The organism is Saccharothrix sp. NRRL B-16314, from assembly GCF_000716595.1.
Taxonomy (GTDB): Bacteria; Actinomycetota; Actinomycetes; order Mycobacteriales; family Pseudonocardiaceae; genus Actinosynnema.
Map to the genome: position 1 here is coordinate 68923 of NZ_JNXC01000023.1, position 18656 is coordinate 87578.

14 protein-coding genes are annotated in these 18656 nt (G+C 72.8%); 2 read left to right on the plus strand and 12 right to left on the minus strand.

The features are described from left to right. Positions 1 to 2: 2 nt before the first annotated feature. Together OQ02_RS28070 and OQ02_RS28075 are read right to left on the minus strand one after the other, a co-directional pair. Entirely contained in the window at positions 3 to 1787 is a 1785-nt protein-coding gene (locus OQ02_RS28070) for a thiamine pyrophosphate-requiring protein (RefSeq protein ID WP_033441600.1), read from the minus strand. Between the two features lie 59 nt (positions 1788 to 1846). Further along, a complete protein-coding gene (locus OQ02_RS28075) occupies positions 1847 to 2503 on the minus strand; it encodes a M50 family metallopeptidase (RefSeq protein WP_033441601.1) in 657 nt (218 codons plus the stop codon). A 60-nt stretch (positions 2504 to 2563) separates the two neighbouring features. On the opposite strand from OQ02_RS28075, the gene OQ02_RS28080 reads away from it, so the two are divergent. Continuing rightward, on the plus strand, positions 2564 to 3508 hold the full coding sequence (locus tag OQ02_RS28080; RefSeq protein WP_033441602.1) for an aldo/keto reductase: 945 nt from the start codon (positions 2564 to 2566) through the stop codon (positions 3506 to 3508). 91 nt (positions 3509 to 3599) lie between these two features. Here the strand turns inward: OQ02_RS28080 and OQ02_RS28085 are convergent, their stop codons facing one another. After that, a complete protein-coding gene (locus OQ02_RS28085; protein ID WP_081916001.1) occupies positions 3600 to 4310 on the minus strand; it encodes a DUF4383 domain-containing protein in 711 nt (236 codons plus the stop codon). 539 nt (positions 4311 to 4849) lie between these two features. Here OQ02_RS28085 and OQ02_RS28090 point away from each other — a divergent pair. Then, positions 4850 to 5806 carry a zinc-binding dehydrogenase gene (locus OQ02_RS28090; RefSeq protein ID WP_033441603.1) on the plus strand — a complete coding sequence of 319 codons (957 nt, stop codon included), beginning with the start codon at positions 4850 to 4852 and terminating at the stop codon, positions 5804 to 5806. A gap of 51 nt (positions 5807 to 5857) precedes the next feature. Here OQ02_RS28090 and OQ02_RS28095 read toward each other — a convergent pair whose 3' ends face one another. From OQ02_RS28095 to OQ02_RS28135, 9 genes are all read right to left on the minus strand, one after another. After that, positions 5858 to 6565, minus strand: a complete 708-nt coding sequence (locus OQ02_RS28095; RefSeq protein ID WP_033441604.1) for an anti-sigma factor family protein — start codon at positions 6563 to 6565, stop codon at positions 5858 to 5860. After that, entirely contained in the window at positions 6562 to 7113 is a 552-nt protein-coding gene (locus tag OQ02_RS28100) for a sigma-70 family RNA polymerase sigma factor (protein WP_033441605.1), read from the minus strand. Before OQ02_RS28100 ends, OQ02_RS28095 begins: the two co-directional genes overlap by 4 nt. Before the next feature lie 79 nt (positions 7114 to 7192). Further along, on the minus strand, positions 7193 to 8101 hold the full coding sequence (locus tag OQ02_RS28105) for a DUF1996 domain-containing protein (RefSeq protein ID WP_033441606.1): 909 nt from the start codon (positions 8099 to 8101) through the stop codon (positions 7193 to 7195). 14 nt (positions 8102 to 8115) lie between these two features. Beyond that, on the minus strand, positions 8116 to 10230 hold the full coding sequence (locus OQ02_RS28110) for a PQQ-dependent sugar dehydrogenase (protein ID WP_231500259.1): 2115 nt from the start codon (positions 10228 to 10230) through the stop codon (positions 8116 to 8118). Between the two features lie 147 nt (positions 10231 to 10377). Further along, entirely contained in the window at positions 10378 to 12123 is a 1746-nt protein-coding gene (locus OQ02_RS28115; RefSeq protein WP_033441607.1) for an AMP-dependent synthetase/ligase, read from the minus strand. An 11-nt stretch (positions 12124 to 12134) separates the two neighbouring features. Continuing rightward, complete coding sequence (locus tag OQ02_RS28120; protein ID WP_033441608.1) at positions 12135 to 14276, minus strand: molybdopterin oxidoreductase family protein; 2142 nt, start codon at positions 14274 to 14276, stop codon at positions 12135 to 12137. A gap of 8 nt (positions 14277 to 14284) precedes the next feature. Next, a complete protein-coding gene (locus tag OQ02_RS46130; RefSeq protein WP_231500260.1) occupies positions 14285 to 15145 on the minus strand; it encodes a zinc-binding dehydrogenase in 861 nt (286 codons plus the stop codon). Between the two features lie 102 nt (positions 15146 to 15247). Next, the gene (locus tag OQ02_RS28130) at positions 15248 to 15760 is read right to left on the minus strand and encodes a hypothetical protein (protein WP_156077349.1); all 513 of its coding nucleotides are present in this window, start codon (positions 15758 to 15760) and stop codon (positions 15248 to 15250) included. A 114-nt stretch (positions 15761 to 15874) separates the two neighbouring features. Beyond that, complete coding sequence (locus OQ02_RS28135; RefSeq protein WP_033441610.1) at positions 15875 to 18634, minus strand: ATP-binding protein; 2760 nt, start codon at positions 18632 to 18634, stop codon at positions 15875 to 15877. Positions 18635 to 18656: the final 22 nt, after the last annotated feature.

The window sequence follows — 18656 nt, forward strand, 5'->3', positions numbered from 1 at the left end:
GGTTACCCGTGCAGGAATTCCTGAACCTTGGTCCGGACGCCGCGTCGCACCACGTCCCACGCGTCCGGGTCGCCCTTCAGCATCGCCTCGATGGTGGCCTTGGCCTGCTCGAACGTCGCGTGCGGCGGGATCGGTGGCACGTTCGGGTCGCACCGCACGTCCAGCACGACGGGCTTGGACGCGGTCAGCGCCCGGTCCCACGCCGCGCCGAGGTCGTCCGGGTCGTCCACGTCGATGCCGTCCAGCCCGATGGACCGGGCGAACGCGGCGTAGCCGACGTCGGGCAGCACCTGGGACTGCTCGAACTTCGGTTCGCCGCCCATGGCCCGCAGCTCCCACGTCACCTGGTTGAGATCGTTGTTGTGCAGCACGCACACCACGCAGCGTGGGTCGGTCCACTCCTCGTGGTAGCGGGCGATGGTGATCAGCTCGGCGAGCCCGTTCATCTGCATCGCGCCGTCGCCGACGAGCGCCACGACGGGCCGGTCGGGGTGGGCGAACTTCGCGCCGATCGCGTACGGGACGCCGGCGCCCATGGTGGCGAGCGTGCCCGAGAGCGACCCGCGCATCCGGCCGCGCAGCTGCACCAGCCGGGCGTACCAGTTGGCCGCGCTGCCCGAGTCGGCGGTGACGATCGCGTTCTCGGGCAGCCGGGGCGACAGCTCCCACATGATCCGCATCGGGTTCACCGGCTCGGCGTCCACGAAGGACTGCCGGCGCAGGGTCTCCCACCAGTCGGCCACGTTGCGCTCGACCGTCTCCCGCCACGACCGGTCCTCCTTGCGCCGCACCGCGCGCAGCACCGCCCTCAGCGTCGCGGCGGCGTCACCGACGAGGTTGACCTCGGTCGGGTAGCGCATGCCGATCAGCCGACCGTCGACGTCGACCTGGACGGCCCGCGCGTCGTCGAACCCGGGCAGGAACTGCGAGTAGGGGAAGCTGGAGCCGACGATCAGCAACGTGTCGCAGTCGCGCATCAGCTCGTAGCTGGGCCGGGTGCCGAGCAGCCCGATCGAGCCGGTCACCCACGGTTCGTCGTCGGGCAGCACGTCCTTGCCCAGCAACGCCTTCGCCACGCCCGCGCCGAGCACGTCGGCGAGTTCGCGCACCTCGTCGGCCGCGCCGCGGGCGCCCTGCCCGACCAGGATCGCCACCCGCTCCCCCGCGTCCAGCACCTCGACCGCCCGCCGCACGTCCTCCGACGACGGCACGGCGGTGGCCCACGAACGGCTCGGCGCGCTCGACGGCACGTGCTTGAACGCGTGTTCCGGCGGCGAGTACTCCAGCTCCTGCACGTCCGCCGGGATGATCAACGCGGTGGGCGCGCGCTGCGACTCGGCGGTGCGGATCGCCCGGTCCAGCGCGTTGGGCAGCTGCTCGGGCACCGTCACGTCGACCAGGTACTCGGAGGCGACGTCCTTGAACAGCGAGTGCAGGTCGACTTCCTGCTGGTAGCTGCCGCCCATCGCGGTGCGGGCGGTCTGGCCGACGATCGCGACCACCGGCACGTGGTCGAGCTTGGCGTCGTACAGGCCGTTGAGCAGGTGGATCGCGCCCGGTCCGGACGTGGCCAGGCACACCCCGACCCGGCCGCTGAACTTCGCGTACCCGACGGCTGCGAGCGCGGACATCTCCTCGTGCCGGGACTGGATGAACCGCGGCTGGTCGTCGTGCCGCCCGAAGGCCGCGACGAGCCCGTTGATGCCGTCGCCCGGGTAGGCGAAGACGTGCTCGACGCCCCAGTCGCGGAGGCGGCGCAGCACGTGGTCGGCGACGGTGGTGGTCATGGCGCCCTCCCTCGAAAGGAAGGGGTTACCCGACCGGTCCGCCCTGAAGCGCGCGGCGCCTAGAGCGGGAGCAGCATCCGCCCGCCCACCAGCAGGGTTCCGATCGTGACGACGGCGAACAGCGCCACCCACATCAGGCCGGGCACGCGGGTGATCCGGGCCAGCTGGTCGGCGTCGGACTGCGGTGCGCGCCCGCGCAGCCGCCGGCGCTGCAACTCGCCCACCGGCCGGACACCGCCGAGGAGCAGGAACCACGTCACGAACAGCGCGAACGACGCCTGCCACTCGGTCGTGGCGTACCAGGACACGGCGAACATGACCCCGCCGGTCAGCACGACCGACAGCACGCCGAACGCGTTGCGGATCATGAGGAGCATCCCGGCGAGCAGCACGATCGTGGCCCACAGCAGGGGCCTGACCTGCTCGGACGTCACCAGCGCCGCCGCGCCGAGGCCGAGCAGGGACGGCGTCACGTACCCGGCGAAGTACATCAGCACCACGGCGACGCCGGTGGGCCGCCCGCGCGACACGGTGACCCCGGACGTGTCCGAGTTCAGCTTGATGCCCTCCAGCCTGCGGCCGGTGAGCAGCGCGACGAGGGCGTGCCCGGCCTCGTGCGCGATGGTGATGACGTGCCTGCTGTACCGCCACACGCCGGGGCTGGCCACCAGCACCAGCGCCAGCACGGCGGGAGCCCATTTCGTCAGTGTCGACATCGCCGTCCAGCATGCCAGGGGCTTGACCTGGAGCGTGCTCCAGCATCCAGGCTGGCCGCCATGAGACGACAGCGCATCGGTTCACTGGAGGTGAGCGCCCTGAGCCTGGGGACGCTCCCGTTCGGCAAGTCGGTGGACGAGAAGACCTCCTTCGCGATCATGGACCGCTTCGCGGAGGCGGGCGGCACGTTCCTGGACACGGCCAACAACTACGTGTTCTGGGACGGCGGCACGGGCGACGAGAGCGAGGAGACGGTCGGCCGCTGGCTGGCCGCGAGGGGCAACCGCGACGACGTGGTGCTGGCGACGAAGATGGGCGCGCGGCCGTTGACGCCGGGCACGGGCCTGGAGAACGCCGAGGGTCTGGCCGGTGACACGGTGAAGCGCGCGGCCGAGGCGAGCCTGAAGCGGCTGGGCGTCGACCACATCGACCTGTACTACAGCCACGTCGAGGACCGCAGCGTCACGTTCGAGGACACGCTGGGCGGGTTCGCGTCCCTGGTCGAGGCGGGTGCGGTGCGGGAGATCGGGGCGAGCAACCACGCGACGTGGCGGTTCGACCGGGCGCGGGCGGTGTCGCGGGCCAACGGGTGGCCGCTGTACGTGGCGGCGCAGCAGCGGTACAGCTACCTGCGGCCGAGGCCGGGCGCGGCGCTGCCGGAGTCCGGGCACGTGCACATGACCGACGAGCTGTTCGACTACGCGGCGGCCGAGGGCGACGTGGCGCTGGTGGCGTACTCGACGCTGCTGTCGGGGAAGTACCGGGACAAGCCGCTGGACGAGCAGTACGACCACCCCGGCACCACGCGGCGGCTGGAGGTGCTGCACGACGTGGCGGCCGAGCTCGGCGCGACGGTCAACCAGGTGGTGCTGGCGTGGGTCCTGCGGCAGGGCATCATCCCGCTGGTCGGTGCCGGCAGCCTGGCCCAGCTGGAGGAGTCGCTGGGTGCGCTGGAGATCGAGCTGGACGACGACCAGCTCCGGCGGATGGACTCCGCCGCGTAGCCGTCAGCGCGCACGACGGTGCACGGTCCGCGGAGGACCGTGCACCGGTACAGCCCTGATCAGTGACCTGCTCCGTCAGTGGCTTGCCCTGCTAGCGACCACGCCGTGACCTGTGCTCCTCGACGGTCGGGTCGACCGGCTGGACCGGCCGCGGCGACACGGTCGGGTCCATCGACTCGATCCGGTCGTTCGGGTGCACGCCCGAGCGCTGGGTCGGCATCTCCTGCGTCTGCATCTCCTGGGTGGCCGGGTCCACCTGTGCCTGCGGGTTCCGGATGGTGGCGCGCTGGTCCGCCACCGGGTGCTCGTAGACCGGGCGTTCCGCGACCGGCTGCTCGACCACCGGCTCCGTCACGAGCTTGCGCCGCGCCGGGAGCACCGCGATCAGCAGACCGACGGCGGCGAGGCCGAGGTGCAGCCAGTTGTCGTTGCTGTTCAACGCCAACGGGTTGCCCAGCCCCGAGACCGGGTTGCTGGAGAAGACACCGGCGACAGCGAGGCCCCAGAGGAGCACCACGCCGTAGCCGAGGAACAAGAGCCAGCCGTAGAGCCGGGCCAGCCCGGACGTGCTCGCCATCACCAGGCCGAGCACACCGAACACCAGGTGGACCACGTTGTGCAGCGGGTTGAGCGCGAACCCGAGCAGCGTCGCGTGCTGATCACCCGCGAAATCGCCGAAGCCGGTCCGCACGAAGCCCAGCACACCCAACGCGAGGAAGACCAGGCCGACGAGGCCCGCCAACACCTGGGCGGGCTGGAGACCCGCGACCTTGACACGACCGGCGGTCGAGTGGTGGGTCATCTCGCCCTCCAACTGAGGACCACGAGCCCTGGACGGGCTCCGGACGACCACCGACTACCCCTGCTCCCGGAACGGCAAACCAGTCGGTCGGGTGGAGGTGGGGCGGGCGCACGAACCCGCCCCCGTTCCCGACAGGAGTCCCGCACCCCGTCGTGCCGGGGTTTTCACCCGTCCCGACCCACCCCATGAAGGCCGGGCCGGCGTGCCGCGCGGACCACCATTCGAAAACCCGGTGCGAATAGGCCGAACCGGTTTCCCGAACAATTCCGCGCCGTCTCGCCGGAATCACCGTACGCACAGGTCAGGAGCGTGCGCCGGCATTGTGCGAGGCGCGCGTCGCCGAGCCGTTCCACTCGGTCTCCCTGCTGTCCACGACGAGTCCTTCCGATTGATCGGACACCAGTGCGGCGTCCACACGACTATCCCGTCGAAGTGGTGGTTCGGTCAAAGGAATTACCGCACCGCAACGGTTCCCTTGACCTCCAGTTAGCTCGAACTCCTAGCGTTGCGGGCAACCACAGGCCGAGGGGACGACGAAGATGCACGCCATCCGCCAGTACGAGTTCGGTCCAGCCGAGAACCTGCGCTACGAGGAGGCGCCAGACCCCGAGCCGGGGCCCGGCCAGGTGCGGATCGCGGTGTCCGCCGCGGGGGTGCACCTGCTCGACACGAGCATCCGCCGCGGTGAGGGCGGCGGGCCGTTCCCATTGCCCGCGCTGCCGATGACGCCGGGTCGGGAGGTCGCCGGGGTCGTCACGCGGTTGGGTGAGGGAGTCGAGGCGCACTGGCTGGGCAAGCGCGTCACCGCCCACCTCGGGCCGGCGAGCGGCGGCTACGCCGAGTCGGCCGTGGCGAACGCCGCTTCGCTGCACGAGCTGCCGGACCACGTGCCCTTCGACGCGGCGGTGGCGATGATCGGCACCGGCCGGACCGCCCTCGGGGTGCTGCGGATCGCGGAGATCACCGCGGACGACGTGGTGCTGGTGACGTCCGCCGCGGGCGGGTTGGGCGCGTTGTTCGTGCAGGAGGCGAAAGCGGTCGGGGCCAGGGTCGTCGGTGTGGCGAGCACCGCCAAGCTGGACCTGGTCCGGGAACTGGGCGCGGACGTGGTGGTCGACTACACCCGGCCGGGCTGGTCGGAGGGGATCGGCGAGGTGACCGCGGTGCTCGACGGCGTCGGCGGCGAACCGGGCCGCGAGGCGCTGGAGCTGCTGGGCGTCGGCGGCCGGATCGTCCTGTTCGGCTGGTCCGCCGGCGAGCCGACCCGCATCGGGACCGCCGACCTCTACCGCCTCGGCATCACCGCGACGGTCGCGGTCGGGCCGCGGATGATGAAGGGCACCAGCCTGCGCGGGCTGGAGGAGCTGTCGTTGCGCGCCTTGGCCGACCAGCGCCTCACGCCGCTGATCACGACGTTCCCGCTCGGTGAGGCCGCCAAGGCGCACGCCGCGCTGGAAGGCCGCGCCACCGTGGGCAAGGTCGTGCTCAAGCCCTGAACGGGTGACCGCCCCCGTGCGCGGTGGACGCGCACGGGGGCGGGACCAGGGCTAGACGGGCACCGTGACGATCCGCTCCCCCGCGAAGGTGCGGACCTCGACCGCGACGACGTCCTCGGGCGCGATGAGCGCCGAGCCGTCCAGGTTGGTGCCGTCCGTCTCACCGGCCGGTGAGACCAGCCAGCTGCCGGCCTCCTGGCTGCTCCCGTCCTTGGCGACGACGAACAGCTTGCACTTCTCGCCCTTCGCCACGCCCGCGACGGACGCGTTCACCCGCACCCACCCGGCGGCGGGCCTGACCTGCGCGGTCATCCGGGCCCCGGTCACCGGGTCGGTGGCCGACCCGAGCCTGGTCCCGGCGGGCGGCGCGGGCGGCGTGGTCGTCTGCTGCTGCTGGGCCTGGCCGACATCGGGCGCCGTGCTCCGGCCGACCGCGAAACCACCGCCGAGCACGATCGCCGCCACCGCCGCCGCCGCCAACCCCAGGCCGACCCTGCGCCGGACCACGCGGCCTTCGCGCTCGGACCGCACCTGCCGCAGCGTCCGCTGCAACAGCAGGTCACCGCCGTCGGGCGGGCCGTCGAGCAACGCCTCGGGGGGCACGTCGCCCATCACCTCCTCCATCGCCCGCAGCCCGTCCACCTCGGCGCGGCACCGCGGGCAGGACGCCAAGTGGTCCTCCACGGCACGCGCCTCCCGCTCGTCGAGCACGCCGAGCACGTAGGCGCCCAGCAGCTGTGGATCGTGGTTCGTGGTCATCCGGCCACCCCCTTCAGCGCGACCCGTTGCCCGACGAACGTCTCCCTCAACGCCCGCAACGCGTAGTGCGATCTCGATTTCACCGTGCCCGGCGGCACCCCCAGCGCCTCGGCCGCCTCGGTCACGCTCCGACCCCGGAAGTAGATCTCCATCAGCACGTCGCGGTGGTCGGACGACAACCGGTCCAGGGCCTGCAGCACGACCATCGAGTCCACCACCGCATCGGCGTGGTCGCGCTGCACCGGCGGTGCCGCGGGCGTCTCGGCCACCTCCCGCGGTCTCGCCGCCTTCGCCCTGATGCGGTCGGTGACGATGTTGCGCGTCACGGTGAGGAGCCAGCCGCGGACCGAGCCCTTGCCGTTCACCAGCGCGTCCGGGTGCCGCCAGGCGCGGACGAGGGTTTCCTGGACGACGTCCTCGGCCGCCGCCCGGTCGCCGGTCAACCGCGTCGCGTACGCGAGCAGCGCCCGCCCGTGTTCCTCGTAGAGCGACCGGATCAGTGCCTCGTCGGCCGCGGCCTCCCGTTTCCGGGACCACAGAGCCGCCATCCACCCACTCCTCTCGTCGACTCCCTCCCCCGGACACGGCTGCCGGGCCGGTTCGGTTCACCGCGGGCGGGAGGAGTTCCTACGAGCAGGTGCCGCCGGTGTTCAGGCAGGCGGTGAGGCGGGCCATCAGCGGCTCGGGCATGACGTTGACGAACATGCAGTGGTCCGTGCTCGGGTCGCGCCGCTGCTCGGGGAAGCTGTCGATGGCGTACGGGACGCCGTGCGGCACGTCGTAGGCGACCCGGACGCGCAGCTTCGGCACCGGGAACGTCCCGGTCCGGCACACGCCGTTGGCGGCCGGGAACTCGACGTGCGCCCGGTGGCTCGGGCTGTTGGTGTTGCGGCCGTCCCAGCAGCTGGGGAACTCGAAGGTGCGCAGGACCCGGCCGCCCGGCGGGCAGTCGGGGTAGCGGTCGGTGTGCCGGTCCTCGAACCCGGTGCAGCTCCACCGCGCCCGACCGCGCCCAGAGTTCAGCGCGGCCGGGTCGCCGGTGATCATGCGCAGGAACCTGGGCATCGGCACGACCCGGCTGACCGGGCTGCCGGTGAACGTGATGTCCACGGCCGCCGGCGGCAGCACCTCGCCGGTGTTGCCGTGCACCCCGCCGCCGGGCTCGTGCTCGTCGTGGCCGGTCCGGTCGGTCAGCCGCAGCACCGGCCAGTAGTACGTGGACGGGTCGCCGGCCCGGCAGGTGGTCGCGGCGGCGGCCAGCGACTCGTCGGTGGACGCGGCGTCGGTGCCGACGTTGCCGACGTACTCGTGGGTGTGGTGCGCGCCGAACGGCTGTCCCGGCGCGATGACCATGTTGTCCGCGTTGAGGTGCCGCGACTCGTTGCGCCCGCAGTCGACGGCGAACGTGCCGGTGGAGGCGTCCGGGGTGGTGACCAGCGGGTCCGCCGCCACCGGCACTTCGTCGATGGCCACCGTGCGGCTGTCCGCGCAACCGGCGAGCACCAAGAGCACCACGAGCAGGGACGCCCACCTCACGGAAGACAGCCTATTCAGTTCAGCTGCACCCGGAGGACGCGGGTGTCGGAGTTGTCGGGGGTGCTGTCCTTGTCGCCGTTGCTGGTCGTCAGCCACAAGCTGCCGTCCGGTGCGGGTTCGACGGTGCGCAGCCGGCCGTAGGTGCCCTGGAAGTGGGTCGTCTCCGAGCCGACCGACGTGCCGCTGATCTCCAGCCGGTAGAGCCTGCTGCCGCGCAACGCCGCGACGTACAGGGCGTTGTTGACGATCGCGATGCCGCTGGGCGAGGCGCTGGCGGTGCTCCACGTCCGCTTCGGCGCGACGTAACCGGAGCAGCTGCCGGACGTGCCCTCGCAGGCGGGCCAGCCGTAGTTGCCGCCCTTCTGGGACAGGTTCAGCTCGTCCATCAGGGTGTTGCCGAGTTCGGCCTGCCACAGCCTGCCCTGGCCGTCGAACGCGAGGCCCTGCACGTTGCGGTGGCCGTAGGTCCACACGTACCGGGCGTTGCCGCCGTTGCCGTAGAACGGGTTGTCGGTCGGCGCGGAGCCGTCGGTGTCGAGCCGCAGCACCTTCCCGCCCAGGTTCGCCAGGTCCTGCGCCCAGTTCGCGTTCTGGCCGTCGCCGGTGCCCGCGTACAGCTTGCCGTCCGGGCCGAACCGCAGCCGGCCGCCGTTGTGGTAGCGGTTGCGCGGGATGCCGGTGAGCAGCACCTGGAGCGAACCCGCTACCAGCGCGTCGTCCTGCACCTTGATCCGCACGATCCGGTTGTCGTTCGCGGCGGTGTGGTAGACGTACAGGTAGTTGTCCGTGGCGAAGTCCGGCGACACCTCCACGCCGAGCAGGCCGCCTTCACCGCTCGTGCCCGCGACGCCCGGCACCGCGCCCAGGTTCGTCTTCACGCCGGACGGCGACAGCTTGACGATGTCGAACGCGTCGCGCCGGGCGTAGACGCCGGAGCCGTCGGGCAGGAAGTCCAAGCCCCACGGGAGATCGGTGTCGGCGGCCAGCTCCGTGACCGTGCCGACCTGGTCGCCGCCGGACGGGGTGGTGGCGGTGACCGGGGTGCTCGGGTCGGAGGCGTTGCCGACCGCGTCGAACGCCCGCACGGTGAACGTGTACGCGGTGTTCGGGCTGCGCCCGCCGACGGTGGCCGACGTGCCGGTGGCGTCACCGACCTTCGCGCCGCCGGCGTGCACCTCGTAGCGGGTCACGCCGATGTTGTCGGTCGAGGCGTTCCACGCGAGGGACACCGAGTTCGCCGTGACGGCGGTGGCGCGCAGGCCGGACGGCGCGGTGGGCTTCTCCGTGTCGGCCTGCGCGGGCGGCGTGCGGACCTCGACGTTGTCACTGGCCTGGGAGATGTTGCCGGCGGCGTCCTTGGCGTTGACGTAGAAGAGGTAGGTGCCGTTGGGGTTGAGGCCGGTGACGGTGGTGGACGTGCCGGTGACCGACTTGACAAACTGGCCCTGCTGGTAGACCTCGTAGGACGTGACGCCGACGTTGTCGGTCGCCGGGTCCCAGAGCAGGTCCACCGACGTGGACGTGATGTTGGCGGAGCGCGGGTTCCCCGGCGGGGACGGCGGCGTGGTGTCCGCTTGCCCGGTCTCGCCGAAGACCTGGAACTCCTGCAAGGAGTAGCCGTAGTACGACGCCGTGCGGCACCGCGTGGTGCCGTGCACCCGGACGTACCGGCCCCTGCCGCTGACCACCAGGTCCTCGACACCGCCCTGGCCGGCGGCGGTGGAGTGGACGGTCGTCCACGTGCTCGCGTCGGCCGACGTCTCGACGCGGTACGCGCGGGCGCAGGACAGGTCCCACTGGAGCCGGACCCTGGTGATGGTCGCGGTGGCGCCGAGGTCGACGTAGATCCACGACGGGTCGACGCCGCCCACGCTGGCCCAGCGGGTGGACGAGTTCCCGTCCACCGCCAGGCCCGGCGCGAAGCCCGAGCCGGCCGACGAGGCGACCGCCCGTTTTCCCTGGGACAGCAGGATCGGCGCCGCGCTCGCGGGCACGGCGGACACCAAGGTCGTCGCGAGCACCGCCAGAGCGGTGGTGACGGCGCCGAACGAGGTCGACAGGCGTCGCCGGGCGCCGGGTACGCCCTGACCGGGTACGCCTGGACGGGGTGCGCCTGGGCTGGGTGCCACGGAAGCCTCCACGGATCGTTGGCGTGCGTTGACCTGGGCGGAGGCAGGTCGGGTGATGGTCTTGTGACCTGGAACGGTAAAGGCATTCCAGCGCGCCGTCCAGTGGAGCACCCGATCGGTCGGCGACGACGACCCGATCGGCTGTCGTCACGTGTACAGCTCGTCGTACAGCTCGGCGTGGGTGCTGTGGACGACCCGGCGCTTGACCTTCAACGTCGGCGTCAGCTCTCCGTCGTCCTGGCTCAGATCGCGGTCCAGGATCGTGAACCGCTTGACCTGGGAGAGGTGCGAGAAGTGGGAGTTCGCCTCGTCCACGACCTGCTGGATCAGTGCGCGCACCTCGGGCGTGCGTGCCAGGGTGGGCAGGTCGGTGGGCAGGCCCTGCGCGGTGGCCCACGGGACGACTTCGTCCTGGTCCAGGGTGATCAGGGCGACCAGGTAGGGCTTCCGGTCCCCGTACACGACGGCGTGCGAGATCCAGCGGGACTGGCGGAGCTGGTTCTCCACGTTGGCGGGGGCGATGTTCTTGCCGCCGGCGGTGATGATGATGTCCTTCTTGCGGCCGGTGATGGTGACGAAGCCGTCGTCGTCCACCACGCCGAGGTCGCCCGTGTGCAGCCAGCCGTCGGTGAGCACTTCGGCGGTGGCGCCGGGGTTGTTCCAGTAGCCCGCGAACACGTGCGGGCCGTTCATCAGGATCTCGCCGTCCTCGTCCACCTTGAGCTGCAGGCCCGCGATGCCGAACGTGCCGACGGAGCCCAACTTGTGCCGGGTCAACGTGTTCACCGTGCCCACGCCGGTGGACTCGCTCATCCCGTACCCCTCCAGCACCGGCACGCCGGCCGCGGTGAAGAACTCCAGCACCTCGACCGAGATGGGCGCCGCGCCGGACAGGGCCTGGCGCAGCCGACCGCCGAAGATCGCCCGCACCCTGGCGAACACCGGGTCGACCTTCTCGAACGCGGCGGCCAGTTCCGGGGGCAGCGGCCGGCCGGCGGCCTGGAGCTCGCGGACCGCCAGACCGACCTTGACCGCCTGGCGCAGCTGCTCTTCCGGCACACCGGCGGTCGCGGCGGTGTAGGCCTTCTCGAAGATCCGGGGCACGGACGGCAGGTACGTCGGCCGCACCTGCGCCAGCTCCGGCACGATCTTCGTCGCGTCACCGCCGTAGAACGCCAGCGTGGCGCCGACGTGCATCGCGGACAGGTGCACGATCTGGGCGAACACGTGCGCCAGCGGCAGGAACAGGTACACCACGTCGTCCACCAGGACGTACGACAGCTCCTCGGTGAGCAGGCACATCGTGGTGAAGTTCCGGTTGGTCAGCACGCAGCCCTTGGGCGGGCCGGTGGTGCCGGACGTGTAGATGATGACGGCCGGGTCGTCGGGGTCGACCGCGGCGCGGCGGTCGTCCAGCTCGGCCGGTAGCGGTGACGTGCGGCCCTGCGACCGGAGTTCGGCCAGGCCGCCGTCGTCCACGACGATCACGTCGCGCAGCGCGGGCACCCGGTCGCGGATGCCGTCGACCTTGGCGCGCTGCTCGGCGGTCTCCGCGATCAGCAGCACGGCGCCCGAGTCGCCGATGATCCACGCGCACTCCTCCGGCGCGCTGGACGGGTAGATCGGCACCACCACGCCGCCCGCCGCGAGCACCGCCAGCTCCGCCGCCGACCACTCGGGCCGGGTCTCCGACAGCACGCACACCCGGTCGCCTGGCTCGACGCCCAGGTGCACCAGGCCCGACGCCAGTTCCATGACCCACTCGGCGACCTCGGTGAAGGTCAGGTCTTGCCACTGCCCGTCGCGCAGGTGGCGCCAGGCCACCCGGTCGTCGTGCACCTGGGCGGCCACGAAGGGCAGGTCGGCGGTGACGCGCGCCGTGGTCACGGACATGGCGGTACTCCTCACTTCGCGAGCTGGACGGACTGGGCCGACTGGGCGGGGGTGACGTGCACGCGGACGCCGTTGAGGACGGCGGTGCCGGAAAGCGGGTCCACGGCCAGGTCGTCGGTGAGCAGGTTGACGTTCACGCCGGGACGGGCCCCGGCGGTGGTGAGGCGGGTGCCCGGCCGGTCGTGGCCCCAGCCGTGCGGCAGGCTGACCACGCCGGCGGCCATGTCGGCGGTGACCTCCACGGTGGCCTCGACCTCGCCGACCCGTGACGTCACGCGGGCCGCGCCGCCGTCCACCAGGCCGAGCCGGGCGGCGTCGTCCGGGTTGACCAGCAGCGTGCACAGCTGCTTGCCCTTCACCAGCGCCGGCACGTTGTGCAGCCACGAGTTGTTCGTCCGCAGGTGCCGGCGGCCGACCAGCACCAAGCCGTCGGCCGGCGCGCGCAACGCCCGGAGGACGCGCGGCACGTCGGCCGCGATCGGGTCGGGGCACAGCTCGATCCGGCCGGACGGGGTGCGCAGGACCTCCGGCACGCGGCTGGTGAGCGGCCCGAGGTCGACGCCGTGCGGCTGGTCGAGCAGGGCGTCCACCGACAGCCCGTAGGGGCCGGACCGCAGGCGTGCGTCCAGCAGCCGTTCCTCGCGGGTGTGCGGCGACTCGCCGGACAGGCCCACCAGCGCGTCGACGTCGGTCTTCGGGCCGAGGCCGGCGGCGATGCCGGTCAGCCGCAGCAGGATCTCGCCCTCGTCCGGTTCGCCGGGGACCGGTGGCACGGCGGGCCGGGAGTACTTGGCCACGTTCCGCACCGCGAACGACAGGAACGCGAGGTCGTAGTGCGCGCGCCGGCTGGGCGGCGGTGGCGGCAGGATCACGTCGGCGTGCCGGGTGGTCTCGTTGAGGTACGGGTCGACCGACACCATGAAGTCCAGGGTGGACAGCGCGGCGTCGAGCCGGGCCGAGTTGGGCAGGGACAGCGCGGGGTTGCCCGCCACCGTCACCAGCGCGCGGACCTGGCCGGGGCCGGGCGTCTCGATCTCGTCGGCGAGCGCGACCGCCGGCAGCTCCCCCGCCACCTCGGGCAGTCCGCGCACCCGGCTGTGCCACCGGCCGGCCGTGAAGCCCTTGCCCGTCCCGGTGCCGCGCCGCGCGTGCGCGGGCAGCGGGAACATCGCGCCGCCGGGCCGGTCCAGGTTGCCGGTGAGGATGTTCAGCACGTCGACCAGCCAGCTCGCGACGGTGCCGAACTCGACCGTCGTGGTGCCGAGCCGCCCGTAGACGGCCGCGCGGGGCGCCGCCGCGAGCCGGTGCGCCAACGCCCGCATCTCGTCGGCTTGGATGCCGCACCGCGCCGCCACCGCCTCCGGCGTGAACGGCTCGCTCAGCGCCCGGACCCCGTCCACCCCGACCACGTGCGGTGCGAGGGCGCCGAGGTCGACCAGGTTGGCGGCGAACAGCTCGTTCACCATGGCCAGCAACAGGAACACGTCGGTGCCCGGGACGATCGGCAGGTGCCGGTCGGCCGCGGCGGCGGTGCGGCTGCGCCTCGGGTCGACCACGACGAACGCGCCACCGCGCTCGCGCAGCGCCTTGAGCCGGCCCGGCACGTCCGGCACGGTCCACAGGCTGCCGTTGGAGGAGAACGGGTCCGCGCCGAGCAGCAGGAGGAAGTCCGTGCGGTCGATGTCGGGCACGGGGATGGTGAAGATCCCGCCGTAGAGCAGGCCGGACGACACGTGCTTGGGCATCTGGTCCACCGTGGCAGCGGTGAAGACGTTGCGCGAGTCGAGCGCCTTGCGCAGCACGCCCGCGTACAGGCCGCCGGCCAGCGAGTGCACGGTCGGGTTGCCCAGGTACAGGGCCACCGCGTCCCGGCCGTGCCCGGTGATGATCCCGGTCAGCTTTTCGTCCACCAGGGTGAACGCGTCGTCCCACGAGACGGGCTCGAGCTCGCCGCCGCGACGGGCCAGGGGCGTGCGGAGGCGGTCCGGGTCGGCGTCCAGGGCGCCGAGGGACGCGCCCTTGGGGCACAGGAAGCCGTTGCTGAAGGTGTCCTGCCGGTCGCCGCGGACGGCGGTGACGCGGTCGTCCTCGATGGTCAGCTCCAGCCCGCAGGTGGCCTCGCACAGCGGGCAGGTCGTGTAGGCGGTGCGCATGCGACTCCTCAACGGGTGGTCCGGGCGGGCGCGAGCGGGTGCAGCCGGCCGGCGGACGTCAGGCCGGTCAGCTCGCTCAGCGCGGCGACGACCATCTCCGGCTTCGCCAGGCAGTCCGCGAACCGAAACCCCACAACCGCGCGGGATCCGAGCCGCACCGGGTCCACGTCGACCGGTTCGCCGTGGAAGACGAGCCGCCCGAAGGGTGCCAGCAGGGCCAGCGCGCCGTCGACCGGGCCGGGATGGGTCGGGAACCCGGCGCTCGGCTGCCAGCCGGTCAGCTCGGCACCGGTCAGCTCGGCACCGATCAGCTCGGCACCAATCGGCTCGGCACCGGTCGACTCGGCACCGGTTGGCTCGGCACCGGTTGGTACCGGCCCGGTCGGCAACGGCTCGGACGGCAACGGCCCGGACGGCAGCGGCCCGGACGGCAGCGGCCCAGTCGGCAGCGGCCTGGTCGGCAACCGGCCTGCGGGCAGCGGGATCGGGGTGAGGCCGACCACGACGTCGACCAGCCCGCCGGTGAGCAGCCGTTCGGTGAGTCCGGGCGCGGAGGAGTCGACCGCGACGTCGGCCCCCAGCCGCACCGCCAGCCGCCGCTGCGCCTGGGTCGGCGCGGTGGCGACCACCCGGCCCGCGCCGAAGCTCACCGCGAGCTGCACGGCCAGCGCGCCGACCCCGACCGCCGCGTCGTGCACCACCACCGACTCGCCCTGCCGCAGGTGCGCACAGGTCCGGAGGAGGTGCCAAGCGGTGACGCCGTGGTGGGCCAGGGCCAGCGCGGAGGCGTCGCCGATCTCCGCGGGCAGCGGGAAGCGGAAGCCGTCGAACGACAGCTCCCGGCGACCGGCGACCGCGATGACCTCCACGCCCACCAGGCAACACCGGAAGTCACCGGCGGGTTAGTGGTGTCTCCACGACAACTAAGCGGCGGCCGGGCTCGGACGGCCCGCGGACCCGGGAACTCGCGGTCAGGGCTGCTTGTAGTACGGGTACTGCGGCTGCTGGTGCATCAGCTGGATCCGCCGGGTGCGTCGGCGGCTCCGCACGACCAGCACGGCGATCACGCCGCCGAGCAGGAGCAGCAGGAGGAGCCCGACGCCGGCGACCCACCCCCCGACCGATCCGCCGCCCGACCCCTGCGGGTTGATCTTGCGCGGACCGAACGCCTGTTCCATCTGCCCGTGGGACGCGGAGTTCGCCTTCCCGTTGACGGTGACCACGAGCTGGTCGACCTCGTCCGGGTAGGTGTCCCACACGATCCGGGCGATGCGCTCGCCGTCGTCGTCCTTCGCGGTCGTGCTCGCCGAGATGGTCAACGTGTCGACGCCGTTGGACGTCCGGTGGTACACCGACGTTTCGGTGTACCCCTCCTCCTGGATCCGCGACTGCAGGTTCGCCAGTTCGGTGAGCGAGGCGCACCCCGCCGCCACCAAGAAGACCATCAGCAGGGCGAGCAAGCGGACGTCGGCAAGTCGCTTCACGGATTCCCCCCGGAACGCACGAGTGACAGGACCCGCGGCTCCGCGGGAGGCGCCGCCGTGGGCGGATCGTACGTGTCCGGACACGCTGTCCGGGTCGCTCCGGCTAAACGGTCGCTAAGCGCGGGCGTCCAGGGCGCGGGCCAGTTCGAGGCGCGAGGACACGTGCAGCTTGGCGTAGATGCGGGACAGGTAGACCTCGATCGTGCGGGGGCTGTAGTGCAGGGCGGCGGCGATGTCCCGGTTGCGCATCCCCTGCTGCACCAGCCGGGCGACGTTCTCCTCCGCCTCGGTGAGCACGCCGGGTGCCTTGGCGCGGGCCCGCGGCACCTTCGCGCCGAGTTCGCGCAGCCGACCGCCGGCTTGGCGGCGCAGGCCGTGCGCGCCCAGGCGCTGGAACAGGGCGTAGGCGTCGAGGAGTTCCGGCACGGCGTCACGGTCGACCACGCCCAGCGCGAGCTGCGCGCGGGCCTTCTCGAAGACCAGGCCGCCGGCCTCGGCCTCCCGCACCGCCTCCCGGAGCACGTCGCCGTCCCGCTCGGCCAGGCCCGTGACCCGCCGGACGGTGGTGACGGTCCACGGCGCGACCCGGTCGGCCGCCACGCCGCAGAGCCGCTTCACCGTCTGCCGCGCCTCTTCCACCCGACCGTGGGCCAGGTCCAGTTCGACCAGGCGACCCAGCAGCACGCAGCTGTACGCGGTCATGCCGTCCTCGTCGACGGCCTCGACCAGCGTGGTGCGTGCGCCTTCCGCGTCACCCCGCGCGGCGAGGTAGCCCGCCAGCGCGAGTGCGTGCAGGCGGGACATGTTCGGGCTGGTCGGCGGCGCGAGGGCGGCCAGCCGGGCGGCCACGTCGAGTTCGCCGCGCCAGGTGCGGACCTCCAGTTCGATCGCGCGCAGGCCGTCCAGCATCATCAGCTCCTGCCGCGACTCCAGCTCGGCGGCGGCCCGGCCCACGCGTTCCAGGCAGGCGTCCCACGCGCCGCCGAACCAGTCCAGCGCCACCCGCGTCATCTCCAGCTCACCGCGGAACGCGTGGCCGCCGGTCCGTTCCCGCAGCTCCTCGGCTCGGCGCAGGCGCCACGTCGCGTCGTGCACGAGGCCCGCGAGCGCGCCCGTCGACGCGCCGACGGCCAGCGCCTGCAGTTCCAGGATGGGCTGGCCGGCGGCGGAACGCAGCGAGCGGTTGGCGTACTCGACCGTCTTGTCGTGCCGGAACAGCATCGACGTGATCACGGCGAGCCGGTCGAACACCACCACGCCCTCGGCGGCGGACGTGAACGGCATGGCCTCGATCCGGTCGGCGGCGGCGAGGGCTTCGGCGTGACGTCCGGTGAAGACGAGGAGAAGCGCGCGCTGTGCGTGCAACGCGGCGGGGGCGTCGCCGGTGGCGAGTTCCGCGTCGGCCAGGCTCAGCGCCTCGGCCATCCGACCGACCAGGAACAGGCTGGTCAGCACGACCACCGCGCACCGTGACCGGTCCGGGCCGGGTGGCAGCACGTCGAGCGCGGCGAGGCCGGGTGCGATGGCGGCGGCCGGGCGGGACGCGTGTGCCAGTGCGCGGCACTGCGAGGCCAGCAGCCCGGCCCGTTCCGGCGCGGCCACCGGCAGCAGTTCCAACGCCCGCGCGCACAACGCCGCCGCCGTCTCCGGCGCGCCGGTGCGGTTCGCCGCGGCGGCCCGCGCCATCACCCGGATCGCGCGCAGGTCGCCGGGCGGCGCGGACTCGGCCAGGTGCCAGGCCAGCTCCATCTCGTCCACGGCGAGGCCGCGCTCGCGGTCGTCCATGAGCCGGGCGCTGATCAGGCTGTGCAGGTGGCGGCGTTGGGCGGGGCCGATCTCCTGGTACAGCGCCTCGCCGACCAGGGCGTGCGAGAACCGGTAGCCGCGGTCGTCGTCGCGCACCACGATGTGCGCGCGCAGCAGCCCGTCGAACGCGTCCACCACGGTGTCCTCGGGCAGCGACGACACCCGCGCGAGCAGCCCGATCTGGTCCAGCCGCACCCGCCGGAAGATCGACACCGCGCGGGCGACCGCCCTGGTGTCCCGGTCCAGCGGCGCGACCCGGCGCAGCACGGCCTCCCGCCTGGTCAGCCGGATGGCCGACGGCGACACGGTGAGGTGCGCCCGGTTGCCGTCCACCGCGACCAGGTCCAGCTCGCGCAGCGACCGGGCGATCTCGACGGCGAAGAACGGGTTGCCGTCCGCGCGCTGGTGCACCTCGTGCGCCAGGCCGTCGTCGACCGGCGTGCCGAGGACGGTCTCCACGATGCGCGCCACGTCGCCTCCGCTGAGCGGGGCCAACTCCACCCGCACCACCTCGGCGTGGCGTTCGAGGCGGTCCAGCAGTTCGCCGACGCCGGGGTTGTGGTGGTGCGTGCGGGCGGCGGTGATCAGCACGAGCGGTGCGGCGGTGACGCGGCGCAGGACGACGGCGAGCATGGCCAGCGAGTCGTCGTCCACGTGGTCGAGGTCGTCCAGCACGAGGGCGGCAGGCCGTTCGGCGGTGAGGCCGGTGAGCACGCGGGCGACCAGTTCGCAGGAGCGGCCGAACCAGGTGGCGTCCGGCGTGGAGGTGAGGTCCAACGCGTCCAGCGCGGCCCGGACGTCGTCCGCCACCGGCACCGACCGCAACGCCGTCGCCACCGCCGCGTACGGGATGCGCCGGCTCACGTCGTCCGACTCCGCGGCGGCCACCGCGCAGCCCTGGTCGCGCAGCCGGCGGCACGTCTCGGCCAGCAGGCTGGACTTGCCGATCCCCGGCTCGCCGGACACCACGACCGTCACCAACCCGGCCGCCGGCACCCGCCCGACCACGTCGAAGACCGCCGCCAGTTCGCTTTCCCTGCCGAAGAAGGCCCGGCCCGAGGACGACAACAGGCCACCTCCCGTCGATGGG

Excerpts from the sequence above, each read along its gene's own strand:
- OQ02_RS28070 (WP_033441600.1), bottom strand. The coding sequence starts at position 1,787 with ATGACCACCACCGTCGCCGACCACGTGCTGCGCCGCCTCCGCGACTGG.
- OQ02_RS28085 (WP_081916001.1), bottom strand. The coding sequence starts at position 4,310 with ATGACCCACCACTCGACCGCCGGTCGTGTCAAGGTCGCGGGTCTCCAG.
- OQ02_RS28075 (WP_033441601.1), bottom strand. The coding sequence starts at position 2,503 with ATGTCGACACTGACGAAATGGGCTCCCGCCGTGCTGGCGCTGGTGCTG.
- OQ02_RS28115 (WP_033441607.1), bottom strand. The coding sequence starts at position 12,123 with ATGTCCGTGACCACGGCGCGCGTCACCGCCGACCTGCCCTTCGTGGCC.
- OQ02_RS28080 (WP_033441602.1), top strand. The coding sequence starts at position 2,564 with ATGAGACGACAGCGCATCGGTTCACTGGAGGTGAGCGCCCTGAGCCTG.
- OQ02_RS28095 (WP_033441604.1), bottom strand. The coding sequence starts at position 6,565 with ATGACCACGAACCACGATCCACAGCTGCTGGGCGCCTACGTGCTCGGC.
- OQ02_RS28100 (WP_033441605.1), bottom strand. The coding sequence starts at position 7,113 with ATGGCGGCTCTGTGGTCCCGGAAACGGGAGGCCGCGGCCGACGAGGCA.
- OQ02_RS28090 (WP_033441603.1), top strand. The coding sequence starts at position 4,850 with ATGCACGCCATCCGCCAGTACGAGTTCGGTCCAGCCGAGAACCTGCGC.
- OQ02_RS28120 (WP_033441608.1), bottom strand. The coding sequence starts at position 14,276 with ATGCGCACCGCCTACACGACCTGCCCGCTGTGCGAGGCCACCTGCGGG.